Raw genomic sequence first — 18,721 nt, 5'->3', positions numbered from 1 at the left:
TCAGGCCCGGCCGCCCTCGCGTCCGTCAGGGCCCGAACCTCCCCTCCCACCGCTGAGAACCAGGTACGCATGAGTCAGTCACAATCCGCCTTCGGCGCATGGCGCCGGCCGATGGTCGCCCGCACCGCGGGCGAGCAGCACCGCACGGCCACCGCGCTCGAGCTGTTCTTCGACCTGTGTTTCGTCACCGCCGTGGCCCAGGCGTCGGGCGCCTTCGAGCACGAACTCGCCGAGGGACACATCGGGGACGGGGTCCTCGGCTACGCGATGGTCTTCTTCGCGATCTGGTGGGCCTGGATGAACTTCACCTGGTTCGCCTCCGCGTACGACACCGACGACGTCCCGTACCGGCTGCTCACCCTGGTCCAGATCACCGGTGCGCTCGTCGTGGCCGCCGGCGCGGCCGAAGCCCTCCAGCAGGAGGACTTCACCGTCATCACCTGGGGCTACGTCATCATGCGGCTCGCCATGGTCACCCAGTGGCTGCGCGCCGCACGCTCCGACCCCGAACGCCGGCGCTCCTGCGTGCGTTACGCGGTCGGCATCCTGGTCGTGCAGGTCGGCTGGGTCGCCCGGCTGGCCCTGCCGGAAGACTGGGGCCTGCCGGCGTTCGCCGTCCTGGTCCTGGCCGAGATCGCCGTCCCCGCGTGGGCCGAGAGCGCGGCCATGACCACCTGGCACCCCCACCACATCGCCGAACGGTACGGGCTGTTCACCCTCATCGTGCTGGGCGAGACCATGACCGCGGCCACTGTGGCCGTCCGTACCGCCCTCGACGACGAGGCCGCGCTCGGCGACATCGCGACCCTGGTCGTCGGCGGCGTACTCACCGTCTTCGCCCTGTGGTGGCTGTACTTCTCGCAGAACGCGCCGCAACGGCTCACCGGCCTCAAGGCGGCGCTCCTGTGGGGCTACGGTCACTACCTCGTCTTCGCCTCGGCCGCCGCGGTCGGCGCCGGACTCGCGGTCAACGTCGCCCACACCACCGGTCACGGTCACCTCTCCGACCACGCCGCCGCCGCGACGTTCACCGTGCCGGTGGCCGTGTTCATCACCCTCGTGTGGCTGTTGCACCACCGTGGGGAGGAACTCCGCAGCCGCAACGACCTCATCCATCCCGTGGCCGTCCTCACGGTGCTGGCGATGACGTTCACCCCTGCCCCGGTCCTCGCCACCGGCATCGTCTCCGCCGTGCTCGTCGCCGCCACGCTCGTGGTGGCGGCGCGAGCGCGCGGCGGGGCGGACGCGGCTAGGTGAACCGCAGCTCCGCCGGGTGCGCCATGCGCCGCAGGAGCGGCAACGACGTCACCGCGGCCAGCAGGCACGCCACGTAGACCGCGACGGGGACGAGCAGCGGCAGCACGGGTACGAAACCGGTGCCTACGCCGGTGGCGTACGCCAGGTGGACCACCGCTCCCCCGGCGCCCGCGAGCAGGAGTGCGGGCGCCAGTGGGAGCGCGGTCTCCAGGAGCGCGGCCACGGCCAGGACCCTGTGGGGTACCCCGGCGGCAGCCTGGGCCGCGAGGCCCCTGCGGCGGGTGGCGAGCGACTCCGCGGTGCCGACGGCGAGACCGCAGAGGCTGATCGCCACGGCGATCAGCACAGCGGATCCGGCGAGGGCGATGCCGGTGGTGTAGAAGGAGAGGTTCTCCGGCTGGTGACCGCCCTCCCCCAGGTCTGCCAGCAGCACCTCGCGCACCCCCACGAAGCCGACGCCCACGACGGTGACCAGCAGCAACGCGGCGTGGGACCGCGCGGCCTCGTAGGGATCGTGCGCGAGGCGGCTCGCCGCGACGAGCACCGCCGGGCTCTTCGCGCGGAGGGTGAGACGGCGGCCCATGAATGCGGCGAACGCCCCGGCCACCCAGACCGAACCGGCCCCCGTGAGGAGCACCAGGCCGAGAACCAGAAGCGCGAACGGCTTCACGCTTCTGCCTGCCGGGGACAGATGGAGCAGCCCCGCCGCAGCCATGAGCCCGACCGCCAGCAGGGAGGCCGACGCTGCCCGGCGCCCCTGGCCAGGACGTGTCCTGCGCACATGACCGAGGGGCGAAGCGACCACATGGCGCAGGGCGAAGACGCTGACCAGCGCGGCGACCACCGGAATTGCGAGAACGACCGCCACGAAACCCGCCCAGGCCCCCGGAGGCGGAGTGTGATCCGGCACGGTGAGGAGCACGGCGAACGCCGCGAAACCGGCCGTCGAGCCTGCCAGGCAGGCGAACCCGGACTCCACGGCCGCGATTCTCCGCACCTGTCCGGGAGTCGCCCCGGCGAGCCGCAGGCCGGCCATACGCCGATGACGGTGCACGGCGCCGATGCGCGCGCACTGGCCGAAGAAGCCCAGCACCGGGACCAGCAGGAGCACGAGCGTGAACACCACACCCTCGCGCTCGCCGGGGTGGTTCAGCAGGCCGTGCGCGTAGGGGATCGAAACCTGCCCCGACACGGCGGCGACTGTCACCGCGCCGAGTGCGAAGCCCGTGGCGAGCAGGGCCCCGAGTGCGGTGAGGGAGATCCTCCACCACTCGCGGCGTTCCGAGCCCCGCGTGAGGATCCAGGCGATACGGATGTCAGATCTCACGGCGGACGGCCTCCCGGCTCGGGGCATCGGCTGCGGCGGGGTGGACGATCCCGTCCCGCAGCCCCACCTCGCGGTCCGCGTACGCCGCGATCTGCGCGTCATGGGTGATCAGCAGCACCGCCGTGGACGACTCCCTGGCGGTGTGCACCAGGGCCGTCATCACCTGTTCCCCGGCGAGCGAGTCGAGCGCCCCGGTCGGCTCGTCCGCGAAGACCGCCCTGGGCTCGGTGACCAAGGCCCTTGCCAGCGCCACCCGTTGGCTCTGGCCGCCGCTCATCTCGCCGGGGTGCAGGCCCGCCTGTCCTCGTACGCCGAAGCGCTCCAGCCACTCCCCGGCTTTCTCGTTCGCCTGTCCGCGGCGAATCCCGGAGAGCAGCAGCGGCAGCGCCACGTTGTCGAGCGCGGTGAGCTCCGGGATCAGCTGTCCGAACTGGAACACCACCCCGAAGTCGCGGCGCCGGAGCTCGCTGAGCCGTTGCTCGGGCAGCCGGCCGAGCTGTTCGCTCCCGTAGGTGACGACTCCTTCGTCGGGCCGGACGATCCCCGACAGGCAGTGCAGCAGGGTGGACTTGCCGCTGCCGCTCGTGCCGGTGACGGCCAGGATCTCGCCCTCGTGGAGGTCGAGGGAGGCGCCCCGCAACGCCTCGGTCCTTCCGTAGGACTTCCGCAGACCGCGCGCCGAGATCAGCGCGGCCGCCTCCGTGGACGGCCGTTCTTCCCGTGTGCTCATGTTGCGTTGACCTCCGCTGTCAGTGTGTCGATGCGGGCCGAGGTGGTGGTCATCCACCGCACGTCGGCGTCGAGATGGGCAAGGGCGTAGTCGGCGGCCAGCACCGTGCTGAGATCGGCGTCCGGCGCGGTCTTGAGTGCGGTGAGTTCGCGCATCCGCTCCATGTGGGCGGCGCGCTGGGCCCTGAGGTGCGCCGCGGCGTCCGGCTCCGGTCCGTCCCGGTCCGTGCGTGTGGCTGCCGCGGCGACGAGGATCGAGACGACGACCTTGGCGAAGATCTCGTTCGTCACGAAGGGGGCGGGGGCGGTGACCTCCTCGGCCCACCGGGCCAGTTCGTGTGCGCCTTCGCCTGTCGAGCGGTAGAGGGTGCGCTCAGGACCGCCGTCGGAACCGGTGCCGTCGACGGCGGCCAGACCGTCCCGCACGAGGCGTTGCAGGGTTGTGTAGACCTGCCCGTAGGCGAGCGGACGAGCCTGCGGGAAGCGCGTGTCGTACTGCCGCTTCAGGTCGTAGCCGTGGGAGGGGCCGGCTGCGAGCAGGCCCAGGAGGACATGACGGGTGCTCATGAGCCGACTATATCCTCAGTACATGTACTGAGTGAATAGTTAGTTCCGGCGGGCGTTGCCGAAAACGCCGTCAGCCGTCGCGGCCGGTGCCGCGACGGCTGACGGTGGGGCGGAAGGAGGCCCTGGGGCTCAGGTCACCGGTCCAGCCACTTCTTCCAGGTGGCCGGGTGCTCCTCGATCCAGCGGTCCGCCGCCTCGTCGGGTGACAGCCGCTCGGAGGCGATCAGTTCGGACACCTCGTTCTGGTCCTTCTCCGACCACTTGAACTTCTTCAGGAAGGCCGCGGCGTCCCCGCCCCGCTTCGAGAAGTCGGCGTTGAGGTACTTCTGGAGCGGGGTCGTGGGGTACGCGCAGTCGATGTCCGCCGGGTCCTTGGCCGCGCAGGCGTCGGAGTACTCCGGGAGCTTCACCTCGACCATCGGCACCTCGTTGAACAGCCACTGCGGCTGGTACCAGTAGCTGAGGAAGGGCTTCTTCTCCTTGGCGAACTGCTGCATCTGGGTGATCTGCGCGGCCTCGGAGCCGGCGAACACGACCTTGTAGTCGAGGCCGAGGTTCTTCACCAGCGCCTTGTCGTTGGTGACGTAGGACGGCGAACCGTCCATGAGCTGGCCCTTGTCACCGCTCTCCGGGGTACGCAGCTCGTCGGCGTACTTGTCGAGGTTCTTCCAGTTCGTGACGTCGGGGTGCTCGTCCGCCCAGTACTTGGGGACGTACCAGCCGATGTGACCCGTGACCCCGAGGTCGCCGCCGGGGACGATGGTCTTCTTGTCCTTGACGTACAACTGCTCCTGCTCCGGATGGCCCCAGTCCTCCAGGATGGCGTCCACCCGGCCCTGGCTGAGGGCGTCCCAGGCGGGTACCTCGTCCGTCTGGACGAGGTCGACGCGGTAGCCCAGTTCGTCCGCCAGGATCTTCTGCGCGACGGCCACGTTGGCCTGCGCTCCGACCCAGGACTGGACGGAGAGGGTGACGGTCCTGATGTCCGCCGGGGCCGCGAACGGGGAGGCCTGCTTGGTCATGTCCGCCGCGCCGCAGCCGGTGACGGCCAGCAGCGCGCCGGCCGAGGCCACTGTCGCGGACGTACGGAGGCGGGCGCGGGTCCGGGTGCGAGCCATGTCAGCTCTCCTTCCGCTGGCGGCGGGCGGTGGGCTGGGTGACACGGTCCAGCATCAGCCCCAGACAGACGATGGCGGCGCCGGCGACCAGACCGGTGGCCAGGTCCCCCTGGGCCAGGCCGAACACGACCTCGTAGCCGAGCGCGCCGGAGCCCACGAGCCCGCCGATGATGACGACGGCGAGGACCAGGACGACCCCCTGGTTGACGGCCAGCAGCAGTGCGGGCCTGGCCAGCGGGATCTGGACCTGGCGCAGTTGCTGGCCGCTGGTGGCGCCGAGCGAGCGGGCGCACTCCATGGCGGCGGGGTCGACGCCCCGCAGTCCCTGGGTCGTGATGCGGACGACGGCGGGCAGCGCGTAGACGACAGCCGCCGCAGCTGCGGGGGCCCGTCCCACACCGAAGAGGGCGACGACCGGGATCAGGTAGACGAACTGCGGCATCGTCTGGAAGACGTCCAGGACCGGGCGCAGCAGCCGTTCCAGGCGCCGGCTGCGGGCGGCGCCGACGGCGATACCGAAGCCCAGGACCAGCGTGACGGCGACGGCGGCGATGACCTGGCTGAGTGTGTCCATCGACAGGTCCCACACGCCGAGGACCCCGATGGCGGCCATGGCGAGGACTGCGGTGAGCGCGGTGCGCCAGGTGCCGATGGTCCAGGCGAGGGCGGCGACGATCAGCAGCGCGGCCCACCAGGGCAGGCCCTGCAGTCCGTCGCGGAGCGGGTTGAGGACCCAGCTGGTGAAGTGGGCGGCCCAGTCGGCGGTTCCGCCGATGACGGGGATGCCGGTGTAGAGGTGGTCGACCATCCAGTCCTTGGCCGTGTTGACCGGTTCGGCGATGGCGACGACGCCGCCCTCGGGCCAGATCCGGCCGCCGGTGAAGCGGCCCACGACGGTGACGGCCACGGCGATCAGCGCGGCGAGCCCCCAGCCGCGCACCCCGCGCAGGGGGGCAGGGCCGGTGGGTTCCGTGCCGGCCTTCCGGCCGGCCGCCTCGGTCGTGCGGTCCAGGACGACGGCCAGCAGCACGATCGGGATGCCCGCGGCGAGCGCCGCGCCGACGTCGACGGACGAAAGCGCCTGGTAGACGCGGTCGCCGAGACCGCCGGCACCGATGACGGACGCGATGACGGCCATGGACAGCGCCATCATGATGGTCTGGTTGAGGCCGAGGAGCAGTTCCTTGCGGGCCAGCGGCAGCCGCGCGCTCAGCAGGCGCTGGCGGCCGGTCGCGCCGAGCGAGGCGACGGCTTCCATGACGCCCGCGTCGGCTCCGCGCAGTCCGAGTGCGGTGAGCCGGGCCATCGGGGGTGCCGCGTAGACGACGGTCGCGAGGACCGCGCCGGGCACACCGATGCCGAAGACCAGCACGACGGGCAGCAGATAGGCGAAGGCGGGCAGCACCTGCATGGTGTCCAGGACGGGGCGCAGGACTCTGAACGTACGGTCCGAGAGGCCGCCGGCGAGTCCGAGGAGCAGGCCCAGCACCGCGGAGGCGAGCACCGCGACGGTCATGAGGGCGAGGGTCTGCATGGTCGGCACCCACATGCCGAGCAGCCCGCAGACGAGGAAGGACAGCCCGGCTGTCAGCGCGAGGCGCCATCCGGCCGTCCTCCAGGCGACGAGCGCGGCGACGGCGGTGACACCGGCCCAGCCGAGGGCGAGCAGCGCCAGGTAGACCCCGCGCACCGACAGGACGACGGCGTTGCTGATGTGGCCGAAGAAGTGGAGGAACAGCGGATGGCTGTCGCGGTTGCCGATGATCCAGTCGTTGACCTCGCCGAGCGGCCCGCTCAGGTCGACGGTCAGGGCGCCGGGCCAGACCCCACCGCCCCAGCGGGCGTGCGCGAAGGGTACGGCCACGGCGGCGATCACCAGAAGCAGGAGGATCTTGCCGAGGGCCGGCCGGTCGCGCATCGCGGCGAGCGAGCGGCTCCCCGGGGGGCCGGAGGCGGTACGGGCAGTGGCTTGGGCGGTGGCCATCAGACGGTCACCCCACGGGCTCCCGCGCCCCCGCCCGCCCCGGCGACCACGTCGAGCAGGCACGCGTGGTCGACGACTCCGAGCAGCCTGCCGTCCTCCATCACCCTGGCCACGGGTTCACCGGAACGGGAGACGGCCTCGATGGCTTCGGAGACGGTCGCCCCGGGGCGTACGGCCGGTCCGCCGTGGCCCTCGCCGACGGTCGGCGGCCGCATGGCGGTGGCGACGGTGAGGACCTGTTCGCGCGGCACGTCCCGGACGAACTCGCGTACGTAGTCGTCGGCGGGCGAGCCTACGATCTCCTCGGGGGTGCCGAGCTGGACGATGCCGCCGTCCCGCATCAGCGCGATGCGGGTGCCCAGGCGGAGCGCCTCACCGAGGTCGTGGGTGATGAAGACCATGGTGCGGCCCTCCTCGCGGTGCAGCCGGACGACCTCGTCCTGCATCTCACGCCTGATCAGCGGGTCGAGCGCACTGAACGGTTCGTCGAAGAGGAGGACGGAGGGGTCGACGGCGAGCGCGCGGGCCAGCCCGACGCGCTGCTGCTGGCCGCCGGAGAGCTGGGCGGGCCGGCGGTCCTCGAGACCCGCGAGGCCGACCTTCTCCACCAGTTCGGCGGCCTTGGCGCGCCGTTCGGTCCTGCCGAGGCCCTGGATCTCCAGGCCGTAGGCGACGTTGTCGAGGACTGTGCGGTGCGGCAGCAGTCCGAAGTGCTGGAAGACCATCGCGGCGCGGTGCCGGCGCAGTTCGCGCAACCGGCTGGTGTCCATGGCCAGTACGTCCTCACCGTCGATGGCGAGGGTGCCGCTGGTGGGCTCGATGAGCCGGGTCAGACAGCGTACGAGGGTGGACTTCCCGGAGCCCGACAGGCCCATGACGACGAAGACCTCGCCCTTCCGGACGTCGAAGGAGACGTCCCGCACGGCAGCGGTACAGCCGGTGCGCTCACGCAGCTCGGCGGCCGGCAGACCGGCGTACTCGCTGCCGGGGATGCGGTCGGCCTTGGGCCCGAAGACCTTCCAGAGGTCCCGGACGCTGAAGACGGGGGTACCTGCTCCGCTCATCGGACACCACCTCCGGTGGCCGGGGTCGCCCGGAGCAGGTCGGCGCACTTCTCGCCCACCATCAGGACGCCGATCATGGGGTTCACGGCGGGCATCGCCGGGAACACGGACGCGTCGGCGATCCGGATGCCCTTCAGGCCCTGGATCCGCAGCTGGGGGTCGACGACGGCCGCCGGGTCGCCTTCGGCCCCGATCCGGCAGGTTCCGGCCGGGTGGTAGACGGTGTGCGCGACCTTGCGGGCGTACTCGCTGATGTCCTCGTCGGAGGTGACCTCGGGCCCGGGGCACACCTCGCGCTTGAGCCAGTGGGCCAGCGGTTCGGTCTTCGCTATCTCGCGGGCGAGCTTGATCCCGTCGACCAGGGTGCGGCCGTCGTAGTCGTCCTCGTCGGTGAAGTAGCGGAAGTCGAGGGCCGGCTTGACCTCGGGGTCGGCGCTGGTGAGGCGGAGCCGGCCGCGGCTTCTCGGCTTGGGGATGTTCGGGGTCATCGACACGCCGTGCTCGGGCCTCTCGTAGCCGAGGCGCTCCGGGTTGTCGGTGAAGGGGATCTGGTAGAAGTGGAACATCAGGTCGGGGCCCCGTGATCCGGGGTCCCGCCGCACGAAGAGGCCCGCGTCGGAGTCCATCGCGGAGTTCTCCGGGATCGGCCCGTCGGTCTCCCAGACGATGACCGACTCGGGGTGGTCGAGCAGGTTCTCGCCGACGCCCGGTGTGTCGTGGACGACGGGGATGCCCAGCTCGGTGAGGTCCTTCGCCGGTCCGACGCCGGAGTGCATCAGCAGCCGCGGGGTGTCCACCGCGCCGGCGCAGACGATCACTTCACGGGCGGCGCGCAGGAACGTCTCCTCGCCGTCCTTGTCCCGGACGTGCACGCCGGTGGCCCGGTCGCCGTCGAACTCCAGGCGGTACGCCCATGTCTCCAGCAGGATCGAGAGGTTGGGGCGGTCACCGGCCTCGATGTGCGGGTGGAGGTAGGCCACGGACGCGGAGGAACGCTTGTTGTTCTCGGGGTGGTAGGCCAGGTCGAAGAAACCGACGCCCTCGTGGAACGGCTTCTTGTTGAAGCTGTCCACGCGCGGGACCTCGGCCGCCGCCTGCGCGGCTTCGACGAAGTCGCGGGCGATGGCGTTCCGGTCCTTCTCGTCGACGGGCACGATGTTGTTGCGCAGCCGGTCGAAGTAGGGGTCCATGGCGGCGGCGTGCCAGCCCTCCGCTCCGGCCTCGGCCCATTCGTCCCAGTCGCCGGGCAGCGGCTTGAAGCTGATCAGTGTGTTGTGCGAGGAGCAGCCGCCGAGGACACGGGCGCGGCTGTGCCGGATGTGGGAGTTGCCGCGGGGCTGTTCGGTGGTGGGGTAGTTGTAGTCGAGGTCACCTCCGAGAAGACCGAGCCAGCGGCGCAGGGTGAGGACGTCGTCGCGGTCGATGTCGGTGGGTCCGCCCTCGATGACGGTGACGGTGACGTCGGGGTCCTCGGTGAGGCGTGAGGCTACGACCGAGCCGGCGGTGCCGCCTCCGACGATCACGTAGTCGGCGGCTTCGGGGCGTGCGGTGCTGTGGGACGGGGGCATCGGTTGCTCCTTCTGCAAGGTGCTGGCGTGTGCGTGGTGCTGCGAACAGCCGGGCGGGGCGGGTCGGTCGCTTCGGTCGGCAGACAGCCGGTCGGCCAGGTCGGTCGCGTACAGCTGACGAACAGCCGGCAGGTCGGTCGCGTACAGCTGACGAACAGCCGGGCGGGGCAGACCTATTGCGCTCGGCCGGCCAACAGACGTGCGGGGCTGTCCGGTTGCCTTCAGCCGGCGAACCAGCGCTGCGGGCGCGGGTTGAGGTTCTGGTAGATGTGCTTGGACTCGCGGTACTCGGCGAGCCCGGTGGGGCCGAGTTCACGGCCCGTGCCCGACTTGCCGAAGCCGCCCCATTCGGCCTGCGGGAGGTAGGGGTGGTAGTCGTTGATCCAGACGGTGCCGTGCCGCAGCCGTCCGGCGACGCGCCGGGCGCGGCCCGCGTCGTTCGTCCACACGGCGCCCGCGAGGCCGTAGTCCGTGTCGTTGGCCAGGGTGACGGCTTCCTCCTCCGTACGGAAGGTCTCGACGGTGAGGATCGGGCCGAAGGTCTCCTCGCGGACCACCTTCATCTCCCGGTGGCACCCGTCCAGGACGGTCGGCCGGTAGAAGTAGCCGCTCGCGGGCCGGATGTCCGAGGGCTCTGGGCGGGCGCCGCCGGAGCGGACGACCGCGCCCTCCTCGCGGGCGGACGCCACGTACGCCTCGACCTTGGCGAGCTGCTGAGCGGAGACGAGCGGGCCGCACTCGACTCCGTCGACGGTGCCTCGGCCGAGCCGGATAGCGTCGGCGCGGCGGGCGAGTTCGGTGACGAAGCGGTCGCGGACGGATTCCTCGACGATGAGGCGGGCCCCGGCTGAGCAGACCTGGCCGCTGTGGAAGAACGCGGCGTTCAGGGCCTGGTCGACGGTGGTGTCGAAGCCTTCGTCGGTGGCGCAGGCGTCGGCGAACACGACGTTGGGGTTCTTGCCGCCGAGTTCCAGGGCGACCTTCTTGACGGTGGGTGCCGCGGCCTGGGCGACCTTCGTGCCACTGGCGAGGCCTCCGGTGAAGGAGACCATGTCGACGTCGGGGTGTTCGGAGAGCCGTGCCCCGACGGGGTCACCGGCGCCGGTGACGAGGTTGGCGGCGCCGTCGGGCAGGCCTGCCTCGGCGAGCAGCCGGATCAGGTGGACGGTGGAGAGCGGGGTGACCTCGCTGGGCTTGAGCACGAAGGTGTTGCCCGCGGCGAGGGCCGGTGCGATCTTCCAGCTGGCCTGGAGCAGCGGGTAGTTCCACGGGGCGATCAGGGCGCAGACGCCGACGGGCTCGTGCACGACCACGCTGTGCACGTCGGGATCGCCCGCGTCGACGACCCGGCCGCCGCTCTCGTTCATGACGAGGTCCGCGAAGTAGCGGAAGGCGTTGGTGACGTCGTCGACGTCGACGCGGCCCTCCTCCAGGGTCTTGCCGGTGTCGCGGCTCTCGGTGATCGCGATCTCCTCGCGGTCCCGCTGGAGGAGCCCGGCGACCCTGCGCAGCAGCTCGGCGCGCTCGGCGACCGGCCTGTGGGGCCAGGGGCCGTCGTCGAAGGCGCGGCGCGCGGCGGCCACGGCCGCGTCGGTGTCCTCGGTGCCGCCCTCGGAGACCACGGCCAGGACGGTGGCGTCGGCGGGGTCGAGGATCTCGCGCGTCGCGCCCGATGCCGCCGGCCGCCAGCCGCCGTCGACGTGGAGGGTCTCCAGGGTGGCCGGGGAGTGGGCCGAGGAGGGATGAGCCGACATGTGGTGATCTGCCTTCCGTGCCTGTTTGCTCCGCGCCGGTCCGGCCGAGCACCTGCGCCGGTGGACCGGGTCGGCACCAGCAGGCTTGACCCCTCCCCGGTCCGGCTGGATGTATGCAGAGAAATTCACTCTGAGTGACATGACTCACTGGCCGGGACACGACAGGTGCGACGGCGGTGCACGGCTTCGGAAAGCTCACAGTTCCACCCGGAAGACCGGCCCCCTTCTCTCGGTCCGCAGCCCACACCGCCACTGCCGGCACCACGGAATTCCCGCTCTGCCGTGACTCACCCCAAGCGGTTACCGCCCACCGACGCGTACCCCATGGACCTCAAGCCGAAGTTCGAGTGACGTGGATCACCATGGATCGAAGGCGTCGTACGAGGAGGCCGGACTCCCTGCGTGGCCGGTCAGGCGCATCGCGCACGTCTCGCACCACGTAGTTGTGGGCGACCAGGTCCGTCTCGATCTCGTTACGCTCCCGGAGGCGCAAGGTCGAGTCCGAGGTCAGGTCGAGTCCGAGGTCAGGTCGAGTCCGAGGTCAGCACCTGTCCGTCCGCGGCGAAGGCGTAGGTCCAGCGGAAGGTCACCACGGGCCGGCTCGCGCTTCCGGAACGGCTCAGTCCGCTGATGCGGTCAGTGTTCGTACTGCGGGAAGTCTTCGCCTTCGGGTTCGAGGACGTCGCCGCCGCGGACGGCCGTTCACAGGCAGGACCGCTCCGGCCGGAGCAGGTTCTCGCGTAAAGCCATCCTGCCCTCCGGCGCAACGCCCCGCTCGGGTGGCGCCGCCTCCGCCCCGGAGGCGCCCGGGCGGCCCGAGCCGGCGGCGTCACCGTCATACCCTCGCAGTAGCCCTCAGCCCGTGAGGAAGGCTCCCTCGCGACAAGGGCTGCAGACGAAGACGTAGCCCAGCTGACCGCCGAGGTTCATCGCGGTCTCCCACGTCATCCCCTCCTCCAGGTGCGCCGCGAACTCCATGGTGCCGGTGCAGGAGGGACACACGGGCAGGCGGTCGTCCTCAAGATAGGAGGGGCTGCCCCCGAGTGACCCGAGCACTTCGCGCTGCTTCCCGAATCGTTCTCCGGGTTCCAACTTCCATCCCGAGCGGGCAAGGTCGTAGGCGTCGGGCTCGATCCCTTCCTCCTCAAGGGCATCCTCGGGGTCGACCGTCACGACGTGGATGCGGATGGCCGAGGTGACGGGCAGCAGCGTCAGTCCCGCCACGGGTACGGCTACCGGCCGCAGTTCCTCCCGGGGAAACAGATAGACCCTGTTCGCGCTGGATCCCGCGTCCCAGAACTCACACGCCCCGGGGTCGTTCTGGCACAGGAACACCGACAGGACACCGTCCTCGACGGGGAGATGGGCAAAGAACTGAAGCGGTCCCCCGCAGCCGCACAGGGGCCAGGCGAATCCGGCAGGAGCCAGCGGCACGCCCCCGGTACGCGGGACGTCGGAATCGGTCGGTGCGGAGCCGTCGTAGATCATCAGCGCTGTCTGCATGACGAGAGGCTACTGGCCGCCTGTGACAGGCCCGAGGGGAGAGGGCGCCCTGCGTGGCAGGCCGCGGATCCGCTTCCGCCCTGTTCCCGGCCCTCGTCCGCGGGGCCGGCCTCGTCCGGGCCGCGCGAGTGTGCCGCGCTGGAGACAACGTAGCGAAATCCCGCCCTTCGGCTCCCGGTCGGCCTCACGTGCGCTCACGCCAGGTCAGCCGCACATCCTGTCGCGGCCCGGTCGGCCGCACGCACGGCAGAGCCCCGGAGAGGCCGCGCCGACGGCGGCTCTCCGGGGCTGCGCGCCCGCCGTGTCACCTGAGCGGGGAAGCGGCAGGCCAGTCAGGCGACGGTGACCGTTCCCGCCCCCTCCCCCGCCGCGCCGGTCTCCTCCACGCTCACGTGGTACGGCCGGTCCGTGCCCTCCGCCGTGACCCGCACGCCGTCCGCGTCCCGTACCACACGGAACTCCGCTGCCGAAGCACCCGTCAGGTCCGGTACCCCGACGGTCAGTTCACCGTCGCCGGAGCCGAACACCCGCAGGGTGAGCCCGTCCAGCCAGTCACCGTCGGGGCGCTGGTCGTCGGCACCCCACGGGAGCACGGCGCCGTCCCTGACCAGCAGCGGCAGGCTGTCGAAGCCGTGCGTCTCGTGCCGCCAAGCGGGACCGGTCACGCGCTCGCCGGTGAGCAGCGAGGTCCAGGTCCCCTCGGGGACGTAGTACTCGACCTGGCCGTCCTCCGTGAAGACCGGGGCGACCAGCAGGTCCGGGCCGAGCATGTACTGCCGGTCCAGGGTGCGGGAGGCGGGGTCGCCGGGGAACTCGGCGAGCATGGGCCGCATCATCGGGATGCCCGTGCGGTGCGCCTCGGCGGCCACTCCGTAGAGGTAGGGCATGAGCCGGTGCTTGAGCAGGGTGAACTTCCGTGCCACGTCGACGGCTTCCTCGCCGAACTCCCACGGCACCCGGTAGGAGACGTTGCCGTGGAGCCGGCTGTGCGAGGAGAGCAGGCCGAAGGCGAGCCAGCGCTTGAAGACCGCCGGGTCGGGCGTGCCCTCGAAGCCGCCGATGTCGTGGCTCCAGAAGCCGAAGCCGGACAGGCTCAGGGAAAGTCCTCCGCGCAGGGACTCGGCCATGGCGGTGAACGAGGCGAAGCAGTCGCCGCCCCAGTGCACCGGGAACTGCTGTCCGCCCGCCGTCGCGGACCGGGCGAAGAGCACCGCCTCCCCCGCACCCCGCTCCTTCTCGAGGAGTTCGAAGACCGTGCGGTTGTAGATCTGCGCGTAGTAGTTGTGCATCCGCTCCGGGTCGGAGCCGTCGTGCCAGACGACGTCCGTGGGGATACGCTCGCCGAAGTCCGTCTTGAAACAGTCGACGCCCTGGTCGAGCAGGGCGCGCAGCTTGTCGTCGTACCAGGCCCGGGCGGCCGGGTTGGTGAAGTCGACGAGTGCCATCCCGGGCTGCCACAGGTCCCACTGCCAGATGTCGCCGTTGGCCCGCCGCACCAGGTAGCCGTGTTCGGCTCCCTCCGCGAACAGGGCCGACTTCTGGGCGATGTAGGGGTTGATCCACATGCTGATGCGCAGTCCGCGCTCCTTGAGGCGGGCCAGCATCCCCTCCGGGTCGGGGAAGACCTCGGGGTCCCAGAGGAAGTCCGACCACTGGTACTCGCGCATCCAGAAGCAGTCGAAGTGGAAGACGCTGAGCGGGATGCCGCGTTCGGCCATGCCGTCGACGAAGGAGGTGACGGTCTCCTCGTCGTAGGAGGTGCAGAAGGAGGTGGTCAGCCACAGGCCGAAGGACCAGGCCGGCGGCAGCGCGGGTCTGCCGGTCAGGGCCGTGTAGCGGGACAGCACGTCCTTCGGCGTCGGGCCGGCGACGATGTAGTACTCCAGCGACTGGTCCTCGACGCTGAACTGCACCTGCCCGACGGACTCCGAGCCGACCTCGAAGGAGACCTTGCCGGGGTGGTTGACGAAGACGCCGTATCCGCGCGAGGACAGGTAGAACGGGATGTTCTTGTAGGCCAGTTCGCTGCTGGTGCCGCCGTCCGCCTGCCAGATGTCGACCGTCTGGCCGTTCTTGACGAACGGGGTGAAGCGTTCACCGAGTCCGTAGACGTTCTCCCCGACCTCCAGGGCCAGTTGGGCGATCATGTGGTGGGTGCCGTCGGCGGTGGTCGCGAAGGCCGTGCCCTTGGGATCCACTCCGGTGAGGCGCCGGCCGTCGGCGTCGAGGAAGGTGATGCCCCAGGGCCCGTCACCGTCCATGCGCAACGTCAGTGGTCCGCTGGTGAGTTCGGTGACCGCACCGTCCTGGTGGGTGCGGGCCGCCGCCGCCGTGGCGTCGTCCGCCAGGAGCGCGAAGTCCGGCCCGCGCCGCGCCTTTCCCGCGTGATGGGTGGTGCGTACGCCGATGATCCCCTCGGCGGGGGAGAAGCATTCCACCGTGATCAGCGGGGTGTTGAGCGTGTCACCGCGCGCCGCGACGCGCTTGACCGCCGCGTACGCGGTGAAACGGTCGGCGTCGACGCGCAGATCGCGGATCTCGGTCGCGTACGAGGCGCGGACTCCCTCGCGCATGAGCCAGAAGCCGTCGGTGAACTTCATGCGGTCTCCTCAGCGGGGACGACGTCGACGCGTGCGAGGCGCACGGACCCCGTGAGGCCGATACGCAGCTCGTGCACCCCCCGCACGTCGAGCGCGGTATCGAAGGTGCGGTAGACGTACGGTCCACCGGTGTCCGGGAACTGGAGTGCCGTGCTGTGTCCGCCCACACTCACGGAGACGCTCCCCTCCCCCGAGACCAGGAACGACAGTCCGTCGACACCCTCACCGAAGTCGCAGGCCCGGTAGACGAGACGCCCCTCCTGACCGGCGGAGGCGGGAGCGACGACGTCACCCTCCGTCTTCGTGCGGTCCAGGATCTCCGTGTCCTTCTGCCAGTCGTAGTCCACGGCGTCCAGACCGTGTGCCGCCACCGGGCGCGGGCCCTGTGCCTCACCGTCGACGACCGCCGTGGCGGTGAGCCGGATGTCGGCGCTCGACGCGCCCGCGAGGATCTCGTACGCGCCCGGCTCGACTGTCCACCGGCCGTGCGCCACGCTCCAGTGACCCAACTCCTCGACCGGTACGTCGAACTCGACCTGCTCGCCCGCCCCCGGGGCGAGGCGCACCCGGCGGTGGGCGACCAGCTTGCGCAACGGCAGTTCCACGGACTCACGGAGGGCCGGACCGAGGCGGCGTCCCAGCCCCTCGCGGGCGGGCCCTTCCGTCTCCGCGGGCTCGGCCACGCGAACGTACACCTGGGCCACCTCGTCGGCGGCGGTCGCACCGTCGTTGGTGACGGTCAGTGACACGCGCAGCCGCTCGCCGTCCACCTCCGTGCGCAGCGCCGAGTAGGTGAAGTCCGCGTAGCCGAGGCCGTGTCCGAACGGGAAGAGAGGGGTGCCGTCGAAGTACAGGTAGGTCTGCCGGGAGCCGATGATGTCGTAGTCGAACAGGCCGGGCAGATCGTCGTCGCTCGTGTACCAGGTCTGCGGGAGCCGGCCGGCCGGGGACACGTCGCCGGCGAGTACGCGGGCGAGCGCGGTGCCCGCCGCCTGGCCTCCGTGCGCCGTCCAGAGCAGGGCCGGCAGTCCGTCCGCCGCGTCGCCGACCGCGTAGGGGTAGGCGGAGGCGAGGACGAGGACCGTACGCGGGTTGGCGGCGTGCGCGGCGCGCCACAGCCGGTCCTGCTGGGCGGGCAGGGCGAGGGTCGTGCGGTCCTCGGTCTCACGGCCGTTGATGTGGGGGTCGTTGCCGGCCACTACGACGACGGTGTCGGCGGCCGCGGCGACGCGGGCCACGGCGTCGGCGCCGTGCTCGACGGTCTCCCGCTCGAAGACCGTCGCGTCGTCCCGGGAAATCTTTTCGCCTGCTCCGGCAACCTTCGCGCCGTCGGCGGCGACAGACACGTACCCACCGGTCCCGATGTGCAGAAGGCGGTGCCCGCCGTCGTGCCCCTCCACCGCTTCGAAGCGGAACGTCTCCTGGACGACCCATCCGCCCGGCTCGTCCGCGGACGCCCTGACGTAACCGTCGTCGGCGACGGAGAGGTACAGCCCTTCGTCGGTGCGCAGGGTGAGGACACCGTCGCCCCAGTCGACGAGGGCCAGCTCGGTCGCCTCCTCGCCCCAGGTCAGCGGCGGCAGGTCCGTGCGGCCCGCGAGGAGCGCGGGGTCGAGGGCGCCTTCCGCGCCCCGCGCCTCCCCGTCCGTCGCCCCGTCGGCCGCCGGCACCCGGAGCCAGCCGCCGGCCCCCTTCAGCCTGACCCGGTCCACGCCTTCCGCGAAGAGCACGTTCTCGGCGCCGTACCGCTCGCGGATTCCGTCGAGCGGTGTCGAGCGGTGCATGAGCGTGCCGCTGTACCAGTCCAGCTTGCAGGCGTCGGCGAGAAGTCCGACCACTGCGACGGTCCGGCCCTCCGCCGGCTCCAGGGGCAGCAGGCCGTCGTTCTTGAGCAGCACGACCGCCTGCTCGGCGGCCTCCAGGGCGAGGGCCCGGTGCTCCTCGGTGTCCAGGTCGTCCACTCGCGCGTACGGATCGAGCTCCGGGTCGAACTCCCCGAGCGCGAACCGCATGGCGAGCAGCCGCCGGACCGCCGTGTCGATGTCGCTCTCTTCGATGAACCCCTTGGCGAGCGCGTCACGGATGCGGCCCGTCATGACCGTGGAGTCCGTGCCGTGGTCGGTGAAGCTGTCGACACCCGCCTTCAGGGAGGCGGCGGTGGCCTCCTCGTGCGTGTCGAAGTAGTGCTCGGAATCGACCAGGTTCGAGGGTGCGCCCGCGTCCGAGCAGACGACGAGCGGCTGGTCGGTCCAGCGGCGCAGGTGCCGGCCCAGGAGCGGGGAGACGTGGTTCGGGCGGCCGTTGACCAGGTTGTAGGCGGGCATGACGCCGGCCACCGCCCCGGCCCGCACGGCGTCGCGGAAGGCTCGCAGGTCGTACTCGTGCAGGACTCGCGGGCGGACCGAGGAGGAGGCGGTGTCGCGGTCGGTCTCGTTGTTGTGCGCGAGCCAGTGCTTGAGCACGGGAGCGGTGCGCCAGTAGCGGGGGTCGTCCCCGCGCAGTCCACGGGTGTACGCGACGGCGATGGCGGAGGTCAGGGCCGGGTCCTCGGAGTACCCCTCCTCGCCACGGCCCCACAGCGGGTGGCGGAGCAGATTCACGGTCGGCGCCCAGACGTTGAGCCCGACGCGGTCGTCCTGGGCGCGCTTGGCCCGTACTTCGTTGCCGACAGCCTCGCCGATCCGGCGGACCAGGTCGTCGTTCCAGGTGGCGCCGAGGCCGACGGCCTGCGGGAAGACGGTGGCGGGCCCCATCCAGGCGACCCCGTGCAGGGCCTCCTGTCCCGTACGGAACGGGCCGAGCCCCAGTCGCTCCACCGCCGGGGCGAACTGGTGCAGCATCGCGATCCGCTCGTCGAGCGTGAGCCGTCCGAGCAGATCGTCGGTGCGCAGGGAGAAGGACAGCTGCGGGTCGCGGAAGGGAAGCGGATGGTCCGTCACGTGCGGGTCCCCTTGGAGAGGTGGGAGGTTTTCCGGTCTACGGGCGCCGAGTCGTCTCTTCGGCGCGAGGAGAAGATCTTTCGAAGCGCTTCGATGCTCTTCGGCCGACCCCGCAGGTGTCAAGGGCACGACCGCCCCAAAGAGGCTCTTCCGGGCACATCGGTGCGTCATCACGTCGGGAAACGGTTCGGAAACAGGTCGGAGGAATATCGAAACGAACTCTTGTGCGGCCGAGACCCTTCACTTAACCTCGCTGCAACATCGAAGCGCTTCGACGAGGCAGCCCGTTGACCGCTTCAGCTCAGCCGGTG

Annotated in this window: 12 protein-coding genes and 2 pseudogenes; 2 read left to right on the top strand and 12 right to left on the bottom strand. The window is 71.1% G+C overall.

Annotated elements, in window-relative coordinates; genetic code table 11:
* Positions 1-69 precede the first annotated feature (69 nt).
* Complete coding sequence (locus HED23_RS13685) at positions 70-1,257, top strand: low temperature requirement protein A (RefSeq protein WP_203183697.1); 1,188 nt, start codon at positions 70-72, stop codon at positions 1,255-1,257.
* Here the strand turns inward: HED23_RS13685 and HED23_RS13680 are convergent.
* From HED23_RS13680 to HED23_RS35060, 9 genes and pseudogenes are all read right to left on the bottom strand, one after another.
* Positions 1,250-2,584, bottom strand: a complete 1,335-nt coding sequence (locus tag HED23_RS13680) for an FtsX-like permease family protein (protein ID WP_203183696.1) — start codon at positions 2,582-2,584, stop codon at positions 1,250-1,252. The two genes, HED23_RS13685 and HED23_RS13680, sit on opposite strands and share 8 nt — an antisense overlap.
* A complete protein-coding gene (locus HED23_RS13675; protein ID WP_203183695.1) occupies positions 2,574-3,314 on the bottom strand; it encodes an ABC transporter ATP-binding protein in 741 nt (246 codons plus the stop codon). The genes HED23_RS13680 and HED23_RS13675 overlap by 11 nt, the downstream gene beginning before the upstream one ends.
* Positions 3,311-3,880: a PadR family transcriptional regulator gene (locus HED23_RS13670; protein ID WP_203183694.1), complete on the bottom strand. Its 570-nt coding sequence runs from the start codon at positions 3,878-3,880 to the stop codon at positions 3,311-3,313. Before HED23_RS13670 ends, HED23_RS13675 begins: the two co-directional genes overlap by 4 nt.
* Positions 3,881-4,014: 134 nt before the next feature.
* Entirely contained in the window at positions 4,015-4,998 is a 984-nt protein-coding gene (locus HED23_RS13665) for an ABC transporter substrate-binding protein (RefSeq protein ID WP_203183693.1), read from the bottom strand.
* Between the two features lies 1 nt (position 4,999).
* The gene (locus HED23_RS13660; RefSeq protein WP_203183692.1) at positions 5,000-6,982 is read right to left on the bottom strand and encodes an ABC transporter permease; all 1,983 of its coding nucleotides are present in this window, start codon (positions 6,980-6,982) and stop codon (positions 5,000-5,002) included.
* Positions 6,982-8,046, bottom strand: coding sequence for a quaternary amine ABC transporter ATP-binding protein (locus HED23_RS13655; protein WP_203183691.1), 1,065 nt, complete (start codon positions 8,044-8,046; stop codon positions 6,982-6,984). Before HED23_RS13655 ends, HED23_RS13660 begins: the two co-directional genes overlap by 1 nt.
* Positions 8,043-9,614, bottom strand: coding sequence for a GMC family oxidoreductase (locus tag HED23_RS13650; RefSeq protein WP_203183690.1), 1,572 nt, complete (start codon positions 9,612-9,614; stop codon positions 8,043-8,045). The genes HED23_RS13655 and HED23_RS13650 overlap by 4 nt, the downstream gene beginning before the upstream one ends.
* Before the next feature lie 221 nt (positions 9,615-9,835).
* A complete protein-coding gene (locus HED23_RS13645; RefSeq protein ID WP_203183689.1) occupies positions 9,836-11,368 on the bottom strand; it encodes an aldehyde dehydrogenase family protein in 1,533 nt (510 codons plus the stop codon).
* 331 nt (positions 11,369-11,699) lie between these two features.
* Positions 11,700-11,970, bottom strand: a pseudogene (locus tag HED23_RS35060) (hypothetical protein); the annotation flags it as partial.
* On the opposite strand from HED23_RS35060, the pseudogene HED23_RS35055 reads away from it, so the two are divergent.
* Positions 11,969-12,079: pseudogene (locus tag HED23_RS35055) on the top strand (RNA polymerase subunit sigma-24); the annotation flags it as partial. The pseudogenes HED23_RS35060 and HED23_RS35055 overlap by 2 nt on opposite strands.
* Positions 12,080-12,223: 144 nt before the next feature.
* Here HED23_RS35055 and HED23_RS13640 read toward each other — a convergent pair.
* The 3 genes from HED23_RS13640 to HED23_RS13630 form a co-directional block, all read right to left on the bottom strand.
* Positions 12,224-12,871: a DUF1963 domain-containing protein gene (locus HED23_RS13640; RefSeq protein WP_238441940.1), complete on the bottom strand. Its 648-nt coding sequence runs from the start codon at positions 12,869-12,871 to the stop codon at positions 12,224-12,226.
* Between the two features lie 332 nt (positions 12,872-13,203).
* Complete coding sequence (yicI, locus tag HED23_RS13635) at positions 13,204-15,471, bottom strand: alpha-xylosidase (protein WP_203183688.1); 2,268 nt, start codon at positions 15,469-15,471, stop codon at positions 13,204-13,206.
* The gene (locus HED23_RS13630) at positions 15,468-18,410 is read right to left on the bottom strand and encodes a glycoside hydrolase family 3 C-terminal domain-containing protein (protein ID WP_203183687.1); all 2,943 of its coding nucleotides are present in this window, start codon (positions 18,408-18,410) and stop codon (positions 15,468-15,470) included. The genes yicI and HED23_RS13630 overlap by 4 nt, the downstream gene beginning before the upstream one ends.
* Positions 18,411-18,721 lie beyond the last annotated feature (311 nt).

Source organism: Streptomyces pratensis (assembly GCF_016804005.1).
Classification (GTDB): Bacteria; Actinomycetota; Actinomycetes; order Streptomycetales; family Streptomycetaceae; genus Streptomyces; species Streptomyces pratensis_A.
This window is presented reverse-complemented; position numbering and strand designations above follow the sequence as displayed.

Excerpts from the sequence above, each read along its gene's own strand:
- HED23_RS13685 (WP_203183697.1), top strand. The coding sequence starts at position 70 with ATGAGTCAGTCACAATCCGCCTTCGGCGCATGGCGCCGGCCGATGGTC.
- HED23_RS13660 (WP_203183692.1), bottom strand. The coding sequence starts at position 6,982 with ATGGCCACCGCCCAAGCCACTGCCCGTACCGCCTCCGGCCCCCCGGGG.
- HED23_RS13665 (WP_203183693.1), bottom strand. The coding sequence starts at position 4,998 with ATGGCTCGCACCCGGACCCGCGCCCGCCTCCGTACGTCCGCGACAGTG.
- HED23_RS13670 (WP_203183694.1), bottom strand. The coding sequence starts at position 3,880 with ATGAGCACCCGTCATGTCCTCCTGGGCCTGCTCGCAGCCGGCCCCTCC.
- yicI (WP_203183688.1), bottom strand. The coding sequence starts at position 15,471 with ATGAAGTTCACCGACGGCTTCTGGCTCATGCGCGAGGGAGTCCGCGCC.
- HED23_RS13645 (WP_203183689.1), bottom strand. The coding sequence starts at position 11,368 with ATGTCGGCTCATCCCTCCTCGGCCCACTCCCCGGCCACCCTGGAGACC.
- HED23_RS13650 (WP_203183690.1), bottom strand. The coding sequence starts at position 9,614 with ATGCCCCCGTCCCACAGCACCGCACGCCCCGAAGCCGCCGACTACGTG.
- HED23_RS13655 (WP_203183691.1), bottom strand. The coding sequence starts at position 8,046 with ATGAGCGGAGCAGGTACCCCCGTCTTCAGCGTCCGGGACCTCTGGAAG.
- HED23_RS13640 (WP_238441940.1), bottom strand. The coding sequence starts at position 12,871 with ATGCAGACAGCGCTGATGATCTACGACGGCTCCGCACCGACCGATTCC.
- HED23_RS13675 (WP_203183695.1), bottom strand. The coding sequence starts at position 3,314 with ATGAGCACACGGGAAGAACGGCCGTCCACGGAGGCGGCCGCGCTGATC.